Here is a 19,076-nt window from a genome sequence, read left to right on the forward strand (position 1 = left end):
TTATTTTGTAGTATAATCAATTAAAAGAGGAAAGATTTTTAACTTTAAAAAGTCTTTTTCTCTCACATCTAATCTAGATTCTATATTCTTTTGAATAATAGATTTTAAGTCATAATATTCTTCAGTAGTAGATTTCCAACCATTTTCTAAACTTGCTGAACAATCAATTTCAACTATTTGTTCATTCTTAAAGTCATTTTTGAATCTTTTAAGATCATCTTTACGGTCTAAAGTATCCTTGCTTAATAAAATTAAGCCTTTTTCAAGATCCTCACATGCACACATACGCATAGGGTCTTTAATCTCAGATTCCTTTTTCAAATATTGAGGAAAAGTGTCTTGTAAAATATATTCTAGGATTGTAATATCATTATACTTAGAGGACTCTTTTACATAAAAAACAAAATTATCTAAAACATCTTTGAATAAATATTCACTTAACATTTCAATACCGTTATAAGAAATAGATTCATCTTTTGAAGATTCTGACAATAATAAAAAGGCCTTAGTGTCTTTTAACTGCTTTATTCTTTCTAAAAGTATGATTGAAAAAAAAGTTGCCTTGAATTCATCTTCACTTTCTGCATCTGAATTGCTTAAATAGTTGAAAAAATCTTTTTTGTAAGAGTCATTTAATAAATCACTGATATTAATATCTTCTATAAAAACATCCTGATATTTATATTTTCTTAATTTTAATTTTTCATTAAAATAACGGACTTCGGACAAATTTAATCCATTTGACAATGAACTCTTTGAATCTGCCCTCTCCTTTTTTTTCTCATTCATAATATCATCTTTATTTTCATTTTTGCTTTTTTTTGAATTTTCACAGGATAATGCCAATGATATTAATACTGTCAAAAAAATATATTTCATATTCCAATTTTACAATTTTCAATTTATCTGGTTTTATTCTAGTAGTGAATAAAAACTGTTATAATTGCCTTTCTACTCTAAATTTCTTGATTGCTTTTCGCTTGATTTCTATCCGTTGCTGCTTTTCAGCATTTAGAAAATTCACTTAAGTTTTTTTCAATACGAAACGACATTATACTTTTCATCAATTTTAAAATATTTGGCACCCCTACCTCCTATGTTCCCGATTTCTTCATAAGATACAAACCTATTCCGATCTGCTTTAAGCAGCAAAAAATACTCAGAATCTCCTATTGAAACAGAAACAATCAACGCCATTGAATCAATCTCTTTTTTAATAAAGAAGCATTTATATTTCTCTCCTTCATACCCTATTGAGCTTAAATGTTTTTCTGTTATAACTGAAGGATTATAACCGTTTTTAATTTGATTTGGCAAATTATTTAAATATTCTTTTAAATCAAATGGAACATCCATCAATTGATAAGGTCCATGATCTGCTACAAATGCTATTTCTCCTAAATTTGCTTTTTTTGCAGTACTTTTGGGATAAACTTTCATTCCGATTTCCAAAAATTCTTCTCTTAATAAAGAATTGCTGTCATTTAAAATATTATCCTTGCTTTTATTCAAATGAATGGATTTCAAATTTATATTTTCATCACTTTCAAAAATATAGGTTTCAAAATATTCATCTTCAATTTTTTCATCAATATATTGAGTTATCTTATATTTTATTTCAACTGAATTTTTATTAGTTTTTCTAGCCTCTTCATTATAAGTCATCACGCATCCTGAGCCGCAGACGATTGTAAAAGATTCTTTGTTTGGAGTATTGTTCCGTTTTGTGGCAAGAGTATCTTTAGAACTATCTGTTAGAACATTTTCCTTATTATTGCTTTTACAGCCTAATAGAAAAATTTGTAAAAAAATTAAAAGGACTATTTTTTTTCTCATTTTTGTCTATTCATTTCAAAATCATCAATCTTCCATCCGTTTTTTTGTTTTACCATAATAAAAACAGCCTTGCATTTTTCAGTTTTTTTATCCTTAAATGTGACCTCCCAATCTTCATCAATAATCATTTTTTCTCCAAAAATACTACTGCCCCCCATCCACTTTACCGCGCTAATATTTTGATATAAAGACATATTATCTTCTATCTTCTTTACCATTTTTTTGGTGCAATATTCTTTGGCTGTTTCAATTTGCTGCTGCGCAATAGCATAGCTAAAATAATCTGCAGTATCATTTGGGCTTAATTTAGAAATCGTTCCAATCGAATTTTCATCCCTAATCAATTCGCAAACAATAATTCCATTTTCACTGCTAATAGTTGCAATTCCGTCACCATATTTTATAATAATGACAGATTCACTGTTATCTTTTTTCTTGCTATATTCTGTACGCTTTATGATTTTGATGACTCTGTTAAAATTATCAAATTGGTTGGTAATGCTTTCGGTACGATTGTAATTTTCTCCTACAAAATATTTTTTCTCATATCTCAAAACAAAACATTTCGGACTGTAAACTGTTTCTATTTCTTTTCGCACATTATAGCTTCCTGCTTCTAAATACGTTTCGATCATTACATCGTCTTTATACACATACTTTGCATGTTCATTTTTTGCATATAAAACCGTATCTTCTTTTTGAATTTTTTCCCAATTCTTTTTATGCTCAAAAAAATTATTCAAATCAATTTTCTTGTAAACGGCACCGTCAATCTTTTCAATAAGAGAATCTTTATCCTTAAAATTCAAAAATTTATTGGTTCTGAAAACTTCATAAGCATCCGTAGAAAGCTTTTCTTTTCTTGAAAAGGAATACACTTCTGAATCCACCAGCGGTTTAGGAGCTTCTTGACCATTGCAACTTACTACAGATGATAAAAGCATAAGAACCAAAATATTTTGTATAAATGCTATGTTCATTTTTTTAACTGATTACTGTTTTTTTGCCAATATGACTTATTTCTTTTCTACAACAAAATCTGTTGTTTTTTATTTTTTTTCGTTTTCTGTAAAAGTTCTTGATCACTTAATTCTGTTAAGTATTATGGGTGTCATATTTTCATTATATTATTGGTTAATTTTAAATTCCTATTGTCTTGTCTGCAATTGATAAAACAATATGCTGGAATACAAATTTCAAAAAAAAGGCAATGTGAATGTAAGCCAATATAAATTCGCTTCAAATAATGGAATATCCGTAATTATCAATTATAAATACGCAGTGATACTTCTATCCACCGGCAGTAGATACAGCCGCTATATCTTTTATGAAGCGCACAACTAAAGAAATGGCTGAATTTATGAATGTCGAGCCAAAAAGTATTAGGATGACCAAGTATCAGTTGAAACAAAAGTGGGGACTGGGAAAAGAAGATGATTTGGAAAAGTATACGTAGCCTGTTTTGAAAATAAACCTGAAAATAATAAAAAGCAATAATATTATTGTAAAATTTGTGAATACCGATTTATAGAAAATCATACTTATCAAGTCTGATAAGTTAGATATAAACCAATTATCAAACAACTCATCATCTTAGAATAACAATTCAGTCTATAAGAATTGATTATTTTCTTTGATAATAATACTTTTACATCAAAATAATTATAACAGAAATATGAAGAAAATTCTAAAAATTGCCAAAATTACATTTATTACCCTTTTAAGTATTGTTTTAGTGTTTATCGCCTATCTGTATGGTAGTAGTAAACTATTCTTGGAATCTAAAAACGACGAAAATATCAGTTATTTATTAAAAAACAATGTTGAGATTTCAGGATCTGTAAATGAAAAATTATTTGATGCTGATTTTTATAAGTCACAAGTTTTCTTGCTTGGAGAAATTCATGGTTATGCCGATAATCAAACTATTGACAAAGAGATGCTTTTCTTTTTAAACAAAAAGATTGGACTTAAATATTATATTGCTGAAATGGATAGTTTGACAGCTAAAAAACTAAATCTCTTTTTATCTGAAAGACAAAAGAATAAAGTCATTTTAAAAGAAGTTGTAGAAAATATTAAAAGAAGAATTCCACAGCAATCCTCCCAGGAGCTATTTGATAAATGGAATGCAATTTACGATTACAATCAAAAATTAGCCGACACTTTAAAAATTACAGTTATTGGAATTGATAAGAATTTTGATGACCAATCAAAAGGTTCTAGAGATGTTGCCATGGTGAGTAATTTTAAAGAAGCCGTTAAAAAACAGCATCTCGAAAATGAAAAGTTTTATGGACTTTTTGGATATTTTCATGTACTTCAAAAGAAAACAGAATCAGGAAAAGAAACTTTTGCTGCGGGATTAAAAGATTCAGGAATTAAAGTGGCGGGGTTTGTGAGCTACACCATAGATAGCGAAATGTATTTACCAAAAAATCCTCAATTCCCAACTCCGGAAAACGAAAGAGTAGATTGGATGAATGCCGACGGGCCATTAATGCTGGTAAAAGGAATTAACGATCTAAAAGAATTGAGCAAACCCAAAGTTATTACTCTTTTTAAACTTGATGCAAAGGATTCCCCTTATTTAAAGTCGCAAAATCTGGTAAGTGTAAAATCGAGGGCATTTGGAGAAAATGTTGTTCCCGTAAAAGGATCTTCTGTAACAGATTATTTTCAATATGTATTTTTATTGCGAAATTCTCAAGCTCTTACAAAGTTGAAATAAAACAAAAATTCTAAAACTAATTTAAAAAAATTGTATACCTGTATTATACTTATCCTCAATAAGATAAGGAGAAACTTTAAAAAGTTACCCTATTTACCCTGTTCTTAACATACGCTTGTAAGCCCTGTAAACACTGGGATTAATATAAGGTTCACGGAGCCTCTTTCTCCGCAAAAAGCACCTCATCGAGGTGCTTTTTTATTTTAGGTACTTTTCATTGTACTTTGCTAAATTGGATGCGCAGCTAGTTTACTCTACTAACGGCATCTCCAGTTATAACTACTATTCTTGGAGAATTATTACCACATGTGCCAATTGCTTTACAAAAATTAAGCGCAATAGTTGAAGGTTTAATCTGTTTATTTACCTTCATTAGTTCTGCAATAAATTGATCAGCATCTTCAGCTACTGAACCAAAAAACTCTTCTAACTTATTTACAAATTGATCAATAAATTCAATCGTCGCAACAACGGCAATTCCATATTTTGCTAACAATCCATAAATTAGTAAAAGTGCTGATAATTTACATGCCAAACACTCATTGAGTAAGTTTTTAAATGTTCTGAAAAGATATTTCACAGCCGCTTCAAAGTCTTCAACAAGTATTTTTGATTTAGCGATATAATCTAATAGAACAATATTTGTTTTCCTTCTCAAATAACTAAAGGGATTTCTTAAAAACTTGTCTTTTTCAATATCACTATTTTCAATCGTATACTTTAATTCGTCAATTCCAACTTTAAGGGTATCCTTTTCTTCTTGGGTTAAGTCTAGTTTTTCCATATTGTCGATTTTTGGTTAGCATTGGATACAACGTCAGTCTACTTCGCGAAGTTACCGGTCAAAGCGGGCCGGGTTCTATCTATCGAAGATAAACAAATTTCGCAAAAAAACAAGCACTCAACTTATTAAAAATCAACAACTTCAATAAAACATCAATTACTTTTTTTTGAATTCATGAAGTTTTCAATTTCTTGTAATTCCGGTTGTTGGCACTAGTGTTTATATTTACAATGAATTAGATTTTGTTAAGTTTTCTCTTTTAAATCTTTGAATTTCTTCGTAATCACTTATTCCCAAAATTTCGAGTAGATTTAAATAATTTAGTTTTCCTTTATTGCAATAACCAATCAAGATTTCACGATCATTTCGTATTTCATTTTCAAAACTTTGTTGAAAATTTAGTTCAATTCTACTATTATCATTTAAAAATATTTTAATTTTATTATCTACACCATTAGATAAAGTTCCATCAAAATTTCTAAAACCACTGTATGCTCCCTTGAAGTCAAAAGCACTTATCTCTATTTCTGAATATCATTTAGTAAATATTCTTTTTCGATTGTTAAAATACTATCTTTTTTAAGTTCAAAATCAGAATTTAATTCTCCTTTCAATGTTACAAATTTATTGTACTTGTATATCCCGATAATTGTTGCAATAAAAAATGTAACAACCAGTATGCATAACAATGTTTTATCGAATATTGTAATAGTCCCACTTTTAAAAATATTTAATTTTATAAAAACGGGTAAAGTAGTAATCAAAATAATTGCAAAAAATATATTATTTACTGTCCAGTAAAATTTTTTCGATTTGGTAAGTATTTTATATTTCAATTTATTCTCGTTTTTTTTTGCGGTAACATTACTGCCAACTCCCAAATATACATAACTCTAACAAAATGACACAAAAGTGACTGCTTAACTTTTTAGACAGCCTCTTTTCTTTTTTTAGTACTAAACACACCAAAATAGGCAATGTATCAGATGTGTTAGTGGTTAATAATGGACCAATCCAAAAACCTGTGAAGAAATAGAATTCTTAGCCTTATGTTTCTTAACCGCAAGGTGCACAAAGGTTTTACGCAAAGTACGCAAAGGTCTATACATACTGGTTTTACAGATTAAGCTAATACTTTTTTTTACCCTTCCTAGAAAATAATCTGAATAAATCTGCGTGAAAAAACACTTAACAAACATAAAAACTCAATAAATTCAGAACAAATAACTTTTTGATAAAGCTTTGCGAACTCTGCGATCAACACAAACAAAAAAACTTGCGCACTTAGCAGTTAAAAAAACATATAAAGTTTGCTGAAATTTTTTATCCACAGGTTTTCGTGTTTATCCGGGATCCATGAAAAAACAAAAGAACCAACATTACTGCATTTTGCTAAATAAATACCGAAAAACCAACAACCCTTCATTATTTGGAATATCACAATTATATTAGTACATTCGATCTCAAAATAAACACCTAGACATAAGCAAGTTAGATTTTTAATTAACGGCTACGAGAATGTGAGAGACAACCATCATTTATTCTAAAGTGTCGCGTGAATAACCAGGTTGCTATTTGATTATCATGCTGCTTTATACCATTACTGAATAAAAAAGAAAAGTCGCCGGAAACGTGAAGAATACGAAACGAGTATTAATTCAAAAAAGAAACGGTTATGAAACATTATTTTCTACTACTCTTTTTACTAACCGGATTCGGTTATTGCTATTCCCAAACTACTGTTCCGGGATATTATGTAACAAACACTAACGACACTATTAAAGCTCAAATAAAAATTCCAAAATCTGTTTGGGGCTCGGACGATTTATCAAAATTCTTCAATAAAGTGGAAGTTGTTGATAATAGTAACAATACTAAAAAATTTAAGCCCGAAGACATCAGAAGTTATGGATTTTTATACAATGATAAACAGTATCTGTTTTTTTCAAAACCTACTATAAGCATCAATAACCTTAAATTTCTGCAACCCATTATTCGTGGGCAAAAAACCAGTCTTTACTACTTTGATACCGTAAACCAAAACGGAGCTCGCATGGGTACTTTTTATACTTTAGAAAAAACTGACGGCACCTATATTTTTTTAATTAGCGCCACACGGCTTAGTAAATACAGAAACGAATTAAAAGACTTTTATAAAGACAATACAACCGTACAACAATTAATTGACACCAAATTTCAATCCAAGACATCAATAGAAAGTGACCTCATAAAAATCGTAGAAGCGGTAAATAAATTATAAACTTCCATCTGATTAAAAGGTTATTAGGTCATCCATTTTATTGATACGGCTTCTTTTTCTTATTATTTTCTCTGCGAAATTCTCACACAAAAAGAGAATTCTAAGAATCTTTATCTTCTTTACTCTATTTAAAGAGCATTCCGGACTTTACGCTTAAAGCAAAAAAGAGACTGCTTCACAAATAGTGAAGCAGCCTCTTATATTTTGTAAAAAGAACCCTAATCTACTTTTTAATATAAATAATTCAGGGCTGTGATATCGTTACCATTGAAAGCTCCGGTCTCATTTGAACCGAAACATGCTCTCATGTAAGAAGTTGAATCATATCCTGTAGGAGTTCCCGGAATGTGAATTGCTCCAACACCGGCAGATCCTTCATTTGAATTCTGTCCACAACTTTGACGGCTAAAATAGTCAGTATGACGTAAACCAATACAGTGACCAATTTCGTGTGCAGCCACATGCGCATTTACATTTACTGAGTAAGACTCTAATCCAGAATATAAAGTAACTGAATTAAAAGGCGCTCCTCCTGAAGGGAAACCAGCTACTCCACCGGCGCCTCCAACTTGTCTTCTCACTACTATGTTTGCTCCAGCAGTACTTGAACTAAAAGTTAATGTGAACTTAATAGTCAATCCTAAATTATTGTATCTGTTTATTGCCGCTTGCAATCCTGCTCTCATGTTGGTAGTCAAAGCAGTTGTACCTGTTCCTGACAATCCAACAACTTTAATAGTTCTTGGAGCAGACACTAAATTAGTAGTACGGTATTGTTCTGTTGTGATACCACCGTGAAGATCCATTTTGTTTAACTGATCTTGTGTTATCATGATGTCTCCTTCAACTAGGAACGCATCTTCAACAGAACCGTCTAACTTAGTATTTTTGATCACTTGAACATCTTTATTATTTAATGCAAGTGCATCAATTTTATTTAACACATCCTGTGTTACTTTAAGAGATTCTTGGTCTGCTTTTTTTGTCTCATCTTCTTTGTTACAAGAAAACAGCATTACTGCTACAAATGACAAGGCTAAAAGGGGTTTAAGTTTTTTCATTTAATAGTTTTTTGGTTAGTAAAATAATTTAATATAATTAGGGGTTTTACAAAATATTCGTACTATTTTTTTCAAAACTATATAATTTTAGTGTTAAAATACTTATAAATCAATTGATTTAACAAAATTAACATATTTTGTTAAATTATTTTGTTAACATTTTTTTATACTATTTATCTGATTATTGTTGCGAGCCCAATGAAATCAATAACTCAATATAAATCAAAGTTTTAAATAAAATAAAATGGTCTGTAATTTTCAATATTCCATTTTGCACAATAAATATTAAAAACGGTTTTAATTTTTCTTATAAAATTTTAAAAAGTAAACAATGATATAAAATTGAATAGTGCGTTTAAAAACCCGGAAGATTTTGAATGAGATAAAAAGACATAATTTTTTTACAAATATTTTAATAACTTTGATTTATCCGGAAGGATAAATATTTAAAATAGAAACCATTAAGAACAAATTTTGAGCAGTTTTATCTGGATTAAGAAGTAATGAACTACCATTATCCTCTCTTTTTAGTCTGAACATTTATGAATATGGTTAAAACTCCCCTAACAATTACAATAAATGAAGAAACAAATTACTTTACTCCTTTTTATGATTGCAACAATCGGTCTCTCTCAAAATTCTGAAAAATGGGAACAATACCTAAAAAAAGAAAACGAAAAGAAATTTGAGAAATACTATTTTACAACTTTAGAAAATGCACATTACAACAAATACAAGATTATAAAAAAATTGGATAACACTTATTGTATTGTTGAAACCGAAAGTTCAAAATCGAAACAGTCTTTAAAAAAAATTATTCCGGTTAATAATTTATGGAAACTACCCTCCAATTTTTCAAATCATAAGGAAGACAAACCCTATATAATAGCTACTGATTCCATCGAATTGTTGCTTGCTGATTTGAAATCTATACAGATTTCGGATATCAAAATACTCAACAACAATCTTATAATCATAAAAAGTAATTCCAAAAAAATTCTTGATGAGATTATAACTTTGAATAGTGTGACTTCTATTTCACAAGAATCGCTGCAACCAAAAGCAGAATCTAAAATAGTAGATCAAAATTTCACTATAAATTACATCAATAAAGCCAATAGCAATTTTCCTCTTTTAACAGGTGAAAATCAAATTGTATCGATCAAGGATGATTTTATTGATCTAAATGATATCGATCTGTTAAACAAACACATTCCTTCTTCAACACAATCCTCTACTGTATCAAGCCACGCAACGGCTATGGCCACTATAGTTTCCGGGTTAGGCAATAGTTCTGCTTTAGGAAAAGGAGTCGCTCAAAAGTCTAAAATACAATCGTCTGACTTATTGAATATGTATCCTGATGAAATCGCCACTTTACAAGGAGCTACTACCCAAAATCATTCTTACGGGACCGTGATTGAAAATTTTTACGGTTCACTTGCAAATGCCTATGACCAACAACTATTCTCCAATATGAATTTAACTCATTGTTTTTCTTCCGGAAATAGTGGACTTCAAGGCTATAAATCGATTACCGGCAATTTCAAACAATCTAAAAATAGTATTGCATTGGGTTGTATTGACCAAAACGAAGTAATTATGCCGTTTTCTTCAAAAGGTCCGGCCTACGATGGCCGTATAAAACCGGAGATAGTGGCTTTTAGTACACAAGGAACTTCAAATTCTACAGCATTAGTTACAGGAGTTATTACTCTTATGAAACAACATTATAAAACGATACACAATAACTCTTTACCAAATGCCCTTACAAAGGCAATTTTAATCAATAGTGCAAAAGATTTGGGTAATATTGGACCGGATTTCACTTATGGCTATGGCAATATCAATGCTGATAAATGCCTGAAAACGATCAGTGAAAACAGAATTCTTTCCGGTAGTTTAACATCAGGCCAGACAAACTCGCATAATCTTACACTTCCGCCCAATGCAAAAAACTTAAAAGTCACATTAGTCTGGAACGATTTGCCGGCTGCAATCAATAGTAACATCAGTTTGGTGAATGACTTAGATTTAGAAGTTATCTCAGCTGACAATACTACTTTTTTACCCTGGATTCTTAATCCTGATGCACCTCAACAGCAAGCTACAAAAGGGAAAGATAAACTTAACAACATCGAGCAAGTGACTATTGAAAACCCTGTATCCGACGCCTTCACTATTGCTGTTATTGGCAGCTACATTTCAAATACGTCTCAGGATTACAACATTGCCTACGAATATGAATTGGAAAATCAATTTGAATGGAATTATCCCATCAATAATGATAATTTCCCGTATGACGGTAAAACTATTTCTCCTTTCAAATGGAGTTCTTCCTTTTCCGGAGCTTCGGGTCAATTGTCTATTAGTTACAACAATGGACAAACTTGGGAAATTATCGCAAATAGTATAGATCTGGACAACGAACAATTTACTTATACGCCAACTGCGCAAAAATTCTCAAAAGCAAAATTAAAAATGAGCGTTGGCAATACAGACTACATTTCTGATGCCTTTACAATCTCTTACGATTTGAACATCAATACAAGCTTAGTTTGTGACGGTACAACAGAAATTAACTGGGACAAACCTGCCGATGTTGCTGCATTTAATATTTATCAACTAACAAATGATCATTTAGAATTTAAAGAACAAATAACAAACACTACTTATACCTATACTGATGGAAAAATTCACACCGTTGTTCCTGTATTTGACAATAACGAAGGAATAAAAAGTGAATCAACTTTACAGTACGCTCCAAACTCAAATTGTTATTTCGAATTGACTTTGGCAGAAATTTTTGAGGAGGAAAAAGTAAAAATTAGTGCCAGTCTTTTTAGCTTGTACAATATCAAAAGAATAGAGTTAGTAAGGCTAATTAATGCTACTGAGAATGTCATCAGCACCCTACAGGATATCAATTCGAAGACATTCTCTTTTTTGGATACTACTCCAATAAAAGGCAGTAATAAGTATAAAATAAATATAATTTTAGAAAACAACAATGTTGTGAGTTCTCAAATTGTGGATGCTAATTATTTAGGGAATGATTTGTTTTCTGTTCATCCCACGCTATTACGTAAAAGTGAAGAATTACATATTGAAGCCAAAAAAGAGGGAAGTGCTGTTTTCTATCTCTACAATAGTAGCGGACAAAATACTTTCACTTCCCCACTCTCTTCTAAAATCAATACCATTAATCTGAAAAATATCGCCTCAGGAATTTATATTTATAAAATAACAACAGACCTAGGCGGAAGACAAACAGGAAAAATTGCCGTTTTTTAAGCTATTTCGGGATGTGTAGTTAATTCAAGTTGTGAGCTGTGGGTTGTGGGTTGTGAAATGTAAAATGTGAAATGTGAGTCTGAAATTTGATACGTTTTGTTTTATGGCTTTATTCTGAAAGATAAACCTAGAAGGAAATACAGTGATTAATATCACCTTCATGTTCGATTCCTACATAAGGCGTTAAAGTAATGAAATAGAAATCAGTATTGCTTTTTGGCTTTCGCAAGCATTCTATCAATTAGAATTTTGGTCTTATAAAAGAACCGATAATCTCTCAAACTCACATCTTACATCTTACATCTTACATTTTACATTTTACATTTTACAACTTTTATCTCAATATTTTCGGACGTTCCATTTTGTATTGTCTGCCCGATAAGGTTTTGATAAAAGAAACCAAAGAAACGATTTCATCATCGGTAAGATTCAAAGGCTGCATCAACACATCGGTTTTTGGGAAGAAGGGATCTGCGGCTTTTTCGCTTTCACTTGGATCAATCATATGCATCCCGCTGTTGTACATATTAACAACTCCTGTAATATTATCAAACAAACCATTGTGCATCCACGGACCGGTATGCATGACATCACGTAGCGAAGGAGTTCTGAATTTCCCAACATCTTCTGCCTTTTTTGTAATATTAAAAAGCCCTAAATCTTCATACTCTCTTTTATAATAAGTAAGTCCTATATTATGAAAAGATTCATCGGTAAAATATTTCCCGGAATGACAGTTCATGCAACGTGCTTTGGTACGAAAAAGATGAAGCCCTTCTATTTCCTGATCCGACAACTGACTGTAATCGCCATCTATGAAAGCATCAAAACGGCTTCTTTTACTTTGTATTGTTTTTTGAAAATCAGCCAAGGACTGTAATATTTTCTCATAAGTAATGGCAGTACTACCATAAGCATTTTGAAATAAGACATCATAACCCTTCACTTTTTTCAACTTTTTAGCCAGGTTTTTAGATTCCATATTCATTTCATGATGCGCGGTGATTGGACCCTGCGCCTGCTCTTCTAAAGTAGCGGCCCTACCATCCCAAAAGAAAGATTTTCTGGCGCTGATATTATATAAAGAAGGCGTATTTCTTTTTCCTTGCAAATGATCATTCCCCAGAGATACTTCTCTTGCGTCACCCCATGCCAGTTCGGGATCATGACAGCTACTGCACGAAATCTGATTGGAACCCGAAAGTTTAGGATCAAAAAACAGCATTTGTCCTAATATCACATTGGGTTTATCCATAGTGTCATAATAAAGCGTATCCATATTCAAAGATTCAAACTCCTGCCAATTAATGCCTTTATCCACATTTGGTTTTGGCCATTCTTTTGTTGGTTTGCTATAAAGCTCCCTCCAGTTTGGACTTGTTATTTTTTCGCTTATTCCAATGCTAAAACTCAATAGCATCTGTATAACTCCAATTGAAAAAATAAAAAAACAAGTTTTTAGTAAAATAGACTTCATTATAAATCAGTAGAAATTTTGTTGTATCAATTAAAATGTCAAACCCAATGACATTTGAAAATATGTATTGTTGATATTTTTAGAATACTTATAGTAGTCTAAATTTGTTTTAATAAAAAGATTTAGGTCAGCTGCATATTTATAATCCCATCTCGCTGTTAGATTTACTTTACTATAAGCCGAAGACAAATAAGCAAAGTTGTAATCCAGCATTTCAAAAATTTGATTGGTTTTAATACGGTCGCTGAGATTCATTTTTGCGTCCAAAATCCAGTTATGTTCAAAAGAAGCAGAAACATTGATCAGCGAACGATCAAAAAGTTTTGATGCCGAAAAATCCAATTTACCTGCACCCTGGCTAATATCAATCGTTCGAAGAGGATCGATATACTTTTCTGCGGAATTTTTCAAATTAAAACTTGGCGCAACAGACCATGATAATTCAGGATTTGGAACATAGTACAATCCGGAAATTACAACCGATGCCACTTCATTTGTATATTTAATATAGTCCGATATTTTAACATAGGATGTTGTGCTTTGATTGTCAAAAATATTTTCTGTTCCCGTACGATCTGTGTAGGAAAATCCGATTTTCGCACCCAAAACCTGCTCTTCTGTTTTTTTCAAATAAGAAACCTCCCCTTCGTAACCTTGCTCTGAAATACCGGATGCAATGAGGTTTTGAAATTCTGTCATTATCTTTTCATATTCAAAGTGGTTGTATCCTATCGATACTGCAAAACCATTATGATCTCTTGGAAACAATTGTACGTTAGCACCATAGCCTTTACCATCATAAAAAGAACTCATTTTATTTCCGGTAAGGAGGTTGTTGTACATTCCAAGACCCGTCATATGATAAACAGCGGGGGCGCCTAACTCACTAAAAAATTTCAAATTATTGGACTGCGTATATTTTTGCACCTTAAAAGAAGTTCCAATCGCATAATGATCTCCAATATTTCCTGAAATCCCAGCTGTTACTTTTAAATCTGAAACCGTATTTTTAGGTCTTGGATCTCTATCCCGATATTCTAATAACGCACGGTATTCTGCTGCGATTCCAAGAGTCATTTTTCGGAAGTCCTTAGCATAACCACCTTTAAAAGCATATTCTTCATACGAAAGATCCCCTCCAATAGAATCGGCCGTTACATAAGGATATATGACCTGATAATCTGAGCTTTCGTTCCAACGTACATTTTTACGCCTGCCGTTCTTATAAAAAGCACTTCCAAAAACAGTGTTCTCAGAATCAATCTTATAATAGGATTGCGCATTAATAAGAAACTGACTAATGCCATTTCCTAATTGTCGGATATTGGTTTGTTGCGATTCTGTGCTATAATTGGTACTGAATTCCGACAAAGAATAACGGTGTAAAAAATGTCGGTTTGCAGGATTACTATAAAATGCATTAGAAAAAGTAGCTGCAGGAGATACGTTCTCATGAATACGCAGCAATACCGAAGTACTATCCTGTGCATACACTACACCTGAACTAAAAACAACAAATAGGATGATGAAACGAAAACTCATGATTATAGTATTAATTCATTAAAGAGGGTTTAGCCTCAGGGCTAAAATCTAAAGTCGAATTATTGGTGTCTTTTAATATTCTGTTACCGTTTGAGGTATTTGAAAGTACTTTACGTCGAACACTTTTTCCATAACGGCTTTGGTCAGAATCCACTTTTCCGCAGTAAGTCCAACCCATATCTAAAGCCGGAGCAGTAACAATCCATTGAAATTCTGATGCAACACTTAAATTAACAGCATCAATGATCCAGTTATTTGGAATAGAATAAACGCTTTCTCCCATTGGATAGCTTTCCCCACCAACTACCAGATTATACTCATAGTCATACGTGTTATTAGCTAAAAAAGCATCTTTGGTTATTGGCAAACGAGCGATAACAAAACTCTTAAAACCTCTGTTATGAATCACCATTGAAGAAAATAAATTCTCCATATTAGGAACAGCAGGATTATCAACATCATCCGCATCTTCCGTGTAGAATTCGAAATTGGCTGTTCTCATATCAATCGAACCTGAGCTATATTCCTTATGGTTAATTGCATCTTCGGCAATAATAAAAAACGCACCCGGAGCAATTGGATAGGTTGTACCATTACCCGGAACAATAGCAACCGCTGATACCGCAAAAGACTGCGCCATAATATTTGGAGTATAGGCTTGTTTATCCGTGGTCATAAATTCTGACTGTGCAATCATTAATCCATCTGCGTACAGTACTTTATCTGTATTGTTGTAAATTTTAAAGTATTTGTCGCCTAAATATTGTTTTCCTTCAGCAGTTTTTGTACCTGTAAAAAAAACTTCCTCAATAATAAAGTCAGATTGTGTTGCTTTTAAGAAAAGATTTAAAGAAACAGTAGCCGTTTGCCCGGTAATTACAACCGATTCTTTATAACCACTTACAGCAGCTTCGGCAGCAACTCCGTCTGTCGTATATTTAATTTTTCCGTCGACAGCAACTTCATAAGAACCTTCATTCAATGCAATAGAAAGATTGTTATTTATGAAAGAAGTACTTTTGGTTACTTTTCCGGTATTAAGCTCTTTAAACGAAATCGTAAGATCCGAAAGTGAAACGCTGCTTAAACTTTCAGGATTAACAAGCGTTAAGACCACATTGCTTTGTTTGTCACCAGCATTATCATCATCTTTTGAACAGGATTGTAATAGAATCATCACGGCTGTTACCAGATAAACGGGGAGTAATTTAATTTTCATAATCGGGGGTATTTATATATTAAAAGTTAAAAATTCAGGTTTAATTCCATTCCGAAATAAGGAGATGTAAGTCCTCTTCGCTCTACCTTCTGTCCGTTGATTTCATAATTCTGGTAGTAGCTGAAAAGTCGGTTAACGAACATGGAAATTCTAAATCTCTTGTAGAAATCTTTGGAGACTTTTAAATTCATATTCATCGACATCGGAATTGTTCTTTTTTGAAATAAGGCACCATTATATTTAATATCCAGCCATTGCAAAACAGCATCGGATTTATGCACTTCCAGATAAGGATGCTCTTCACCTGAAGGATTGATATACGAAATTGGTGTCCCATTCATTGGTGTAGACTGATCACTTCTAAAACACATAAATTGAAACGAACTCGAGAATTCTAACCCAAGTGAAGGAACATATGTATCCACAATCAGGTTTGCGTTTAGCTGTTGTTTTTCAGAACCGTCATCCCATTGATAAAGACCAATGTAAGGAAGTCGCTTTCCATCAATAATAATATCTTTCTGTCCTCTTTTGTAGACAGGACTGCTATTGCTATAAGTCGTTTTAAACCAAGCTCCGTTTACGGTAAATCTTGTATTAATCGATTTAAAACGTTTTGAAGAAAATTGAAATTCAATTCCGCTTTTAAGTAAAGTACTTCCGTTGTTGGTAATCGCATAGGAATTCAATATCGTATCCATTACAAAAGTCATATCAGCAAGATCAGGCTGTCCAGTTAATGTATTCGGATCTACAGAATTAGCATTATACTTTTTATACGAAAGAACATGATATCGGGAGCCATTTCGGAATCCGGAATTTAAGCGCTCCTTAAAAAAAGTGGCCGAAAATCGGTTATTGTCATAGGAAAAATCAGCTCGAACTTCCCATTTTTTATTGACAACAGGTGCCAAATCGTAATTGGTCGGATTCGTTTTGTAAGTCATCAGGTTGATCCTTCTGTATTCGGGAGTATTATGATAATAATTGAGCTGTACCAAATCATTGTAAACATAATCGGGATATAACTGTGCCAATGTCGGAAACTTGGTATATTGCCCTGCTCCTACAGTCAATTCTGCTCTTAAGGCATGTTTCCCCACTTTGAAAGACGGAAACACCCACTGCGCATTGATTCGCGGATCAAAATAATATTTGCCATGAATCGCATAAGTTGATGGCACATTTAATAAGGAGGTAGCTCTAACCCCAGCCGCAACATTCAATTCGTGATCTGCAATCGGAATTTTAACAGCATCTTCCGCAAAAAAAGAAATATCCGTACTTGCAGGAATATCTTTGTAGGATCTTGGACGTGTAGTCATTTCGGGAGATGGCGGATGATTGGTATCATAAACCTGACCTTTTCCGTTATTTTTAGAATACGTCCATTCTGTACCAAGTTTTAAAGCATGTTTTATTCCAAATAAAGGAACTTCAAAATCTCCCATTACTTTAAAAAAGGCATCTAATGGTTTTCCGTCCACTTCAAGATTTGAAATATACTGCGGCGTTAAAAAAATACCATCCGACTCTCCTTGTTCGGTAGTATTCGGAATAGCGGTTGCACTTGAAACCTGAACCCATTTCGTCTGTTTAATCTTATCGAATTGCTGTCCTACCGACGCAGAAGCATGCAACGATTTCAGGAAACGGAAAGTTTTGAAATTTAAATCCAGAGAATTAGCGAATGAAAAACGATTAAAATCAGAACTATAACGGTCAATTTTTGCATAACCAATATCGGGATCTGTTTTTTCGTTATCCATTGAGCCCGTATAATCTAAACTCGAGTCCCATTGAACCAATCGAGTATCATTCTCCCATATTTTTTGTGTCCGGATTGATGTTGTAATTCTTTTGTAATTCTCAAAACTATTTCGAGGGTCCGGTTTTGCATCTAAATAATCAAGACCAACATTCAATACAAATCGTTTTTCATCAGATTCAAAACCTTTACCGATATAATACAATTTACTGAACTCATCTGCTTTAAACCGTGATTCTAAATTACTGCGTCCTCTTTTTCGTTGAATTTTAATAAGTCCGCTCGTTAAATCACCATATTCAACAGAAGGAATACCTCTAACAATCTCTACTTTCTCAATTTGATCTGTCGAAATAGAACGCATGTCTACTCCTTTTGATGTTATATTTCTACGTGTATTTGCATACCCCGAGCCCGGCGTAATTTGCACCGTAGGTCCGGTTGTATATTGCAGATTCGAATCGGTATTAATTGGAATTCCATCAACTACAAAAGAAGTTCCAAGAGATGAAATATCATAATTAGGATCAGCCGTTCCAACTTCCCTTAATTTGATATGATTGGACGCATTAAAAACCGGATCTTTTGATCTTCCGCCCGGTAGTAATTCCAATAAATCTGTAAAGCTTGATGGCTGTAAATGCTGCATTGCTTTTTTGTCAATAATAGAAGTACTTGTCATGCCGCGCGATTCAACAGCTGTGATAACCACTTCATTTAACTCAATGCTCGACGGAATTAATTCTAAAGTCAGCTGCTGACCAACTGTAAGTTCCAATGTTTTTTCAATAGTCTCATAGCCTTTATGTGATACTTTTGCTTTGTAGCTCCCACTTGGAACAGCCTTTAGCAAGACCACACCAAAATCGTCAGATTGCATTTCGTATTTCTGAAATAATCCTTTTAGAGATAGCTGAACTCCTTTTATTGGTAATTTACTTTCTGCATCCTTAACAATAATCTGAGAAGTTAAGGTATTGACATTCTGAGCAAAAGCGACATTAAAGAATAAGACAAATAGCAAAAGAATACTAAACTTACTCTTTTTAACAGAGGTTATTGTGGAACTATTATAAAAAGGCATTGCATTAAATTTGTAGCGGC

The 19,076-nt window shown here is 32.4% G+C and carries 14 protein-coding genes; 4 read left to right on the forward strand and 10 right to left on the reverse strand.

Features of this window, described 5'->3' with window-relative positions; translation table 11 throughout:
• The 3 genes from G3A47_RS01140 to G3A47_RS01150 all read right to left on the reverse strand — a co-directional run bounded on the left by G3A47_RS01140 (position 1) and on the right by G3A47_RS01150 (position 2,816).
• Positions 1 to 879: a hypothetical protein gene (locus tag G3A47_RS01140; RefSeq protein ID WP_166919624.1), complete on the reverse strand. Its 879-nt coding sequence runs from the start codon at positions 877 to 879 to the stop codon at positions 1 to 3.
• A gap of 156 nt (positions 880 to 1,035) precedes the next feature.
• A complete protein-coding gene (locus G3A47_RS01145) occupies positions 1,036 to 1,836 on the reverse strand; it encodes a hypothetical protein (protein ID WP_166919625.1) in 801 nt (266 codons plus the stop codon).
• Positions 1,833 to 2,816, reverse strand: coding sequence for a hypothetical protein (locus G3A47_RS01150; protein ID WP_243860365.1), 984 nt, complete (start codon positions 2,814 to 2,816; stop codon positions 1,833 to 1,835). Before G3A47_RS01150 ends, G3A47_RS01145 begins: the two co-directional genes overlap by 4 nt.
• Before the next feature lie 347 nt (positions 2,817 to 3,163).
• Between G3A47_RS01150 and G3A47_RS23940 the strand changes: the two genes are divergently transcribed.
• Together G3A47_RS23940 and G3A47_RS01155 are read left to right on the forward strand one after the other, a co-directional pair.
• Positions 3,164 to 3,292, forward strand: a complete 129-nt coding sequence (locus G3A47_RS23940; protein WP_256371218.1) for a hypothetical protein — start codon at positions 3,164 to 3,166, stop codon at positions 3,290 to 3,292.
• A 219-nt stretch (positions 3,293 to 3,511) separates the two neighbouring features.
• On the forward strand, positions 3,512 to 4,567 hold the full coding sequence (locus G3A47_RS01155) for a hypothetical protein (RefSeq protein WP_166919626.1): 1,056 nt from the start codon (positions 3,512 to 3,514) through the stop codon (positions 4,565 to 4,567).
• A 244-nt stretch (positions 4,568 to 4,811) separates the two neighbouring features.
• Here the strand turns inward: G3A47_RS01155 and G3A47_RS01160 are convergent, their stop codons facing one another.
• Together G3A47_RS01160 and G3A47_RS01165 are read right to left on the reverse strand one after the other, a co-directional pair.
• Complete coding sequence (locus G3A47_RS01160) at positions 4,812 to 5,351, reverse strand: hypothetical protein (protein ID WP_166919627.1); 540 nt, start codon at positions 5,349 to 5,351, stop codon at positions 4,812 to 4,814.
• 521 nt (positions 5,352 to 5,872) lie between these two features.
• Positions 5,873 to 6,187 (reverse strand): hypothetical protein, encoded by a 315-nt coding sequence (locus tag G3A47_RS01165; RefSeq protein WP_166919628.1) that lies wholly within the window; start codon positions 6,185 to 6,187, stop codon positions 5,873 to 5,875.
• 839 nt (positions 6,188 to 7,026) lie between these two features.
• Here G3A47_RS01165 and G3A47_RS01170 point away from each other — a divergent pair.
• The gene (locus tag G3A47_RS01170) at positions 7,027 to 7,611 is read left to right on the forward strand and encodes a hypothetical protein (RefSeq protein ID WP_166919629.1); all 585 of its coding nucleotides are present in this window, start codon (positions 7,027 to 7,029) and stop codon (positions 7,609 to 7,611) included.
• A gap of 230 nt (positions 7,612 to 7,841) precedes the next feature.
• On the opposite strand, the gene G3A47_RS01175 is transcribed toward G3A47_RS01170, so the two are convergent.
• Complete coding sequence (locus G3A47_RS01175; RefSeq protein WP_166919631.1) at positions 7,842 to 8,672, reverse strand: M57 family metalloprotease; 831 nt, start codon at positions 8,670 to 8,672, stop codon at positions 7,842 to 7,844.
• A gap of 579 nt (positions 8,673 to 9,251) precedes the next feature.
• On the opposite strand from G3A47_RS01175, the gene G3A47_RS01180 reads away from it, so the two are divergent.
• Positions 9,252 to 11,966: a S8 family serine peptidase gene (locus G3A47_RS01180; protein WP_166919633.1), complete on the forward strand. Its 2,715-nt coding sequence runs from the start codon at positions 9,252 to 9,254 to the stop codon at positions 11,964 to 11,966.
• Between the two features lie 334 nt (positions 11,967 to 12,300).
• Here the strand turns inward: G3A47_RS01180 and G3A47_RS01185 are convergent, their stop codons facing one another.
• The 4 genes from G3A47_RS01185 to G3A47_RS01200 all read right to left on the reverse strand — a co-directional run bounded on the left by G3A47_RS01185 (position 12,301) and on the right by G3A47_RS01200 (position 19,056).
• Positions 12,301 to 13,386, reverse strand: a complete 1,086-nt coding sequence (locus tag G3A47_RS01185) for a cytochrome-c peroxidase (RefSeq protein WP_166920989.1) — start codon at positions 13,384 to 13,386, stop codon at positions 12,301 to 12,303.
• An 87-nt stretch (positions 13,387 to 13,473) separates the two neighbouring features.
• Positions 13,474 to 14,985, reverse strand: coding sequence for a DUF6850 family outer membrane beta-barrel protein (locus G3A47_RS01190; protein WP_166919635.1), 1,512 nt, complete (start codon positions 14,983 to 14,985; stop codon positions 13,474 to 13,476).
• 10 nt (positions 14,986 to 14,995) lie between these two features.
• The gene (locus G3A47_RS01195) at positions 14,996 to 16,204 is read right to left on the reverse strand and encodes a DUF4876 domain-containing protein (RefSeq protein WP_166919637.1); all 1,209 of its coding nucleotides are present in this window, start codon (positions 16,202 to 16,204) and stop codon (positions 14,996 to 14,998) included.
• A 26-nt stretch (positions 16,205 to 16,230) separates the two neighbouring features.
• A complete protein-coding gene (locus G3A47_RS01200) occupies positions 16,231 to 19,056 on the reverse strand; it encodes a TonB-dependent receptor (protein ID WP_166919639.1) in 2,826 nt (941 codons plus the stop codon).
• Between the last annotated feature and the right edge of the window lie 20 nt (positions 19,057 to 19,076).

It is taken from the genome of Flavobacterium poyangense (assembly GCF_011751075.1).
Taxonomy (GTDB): Bacteria; Bacteroidota; Bacteroidia; order Flavobacteriales; family Flavobacteriaceae; genus Flavobacterium; species Flavobacterium poyangense.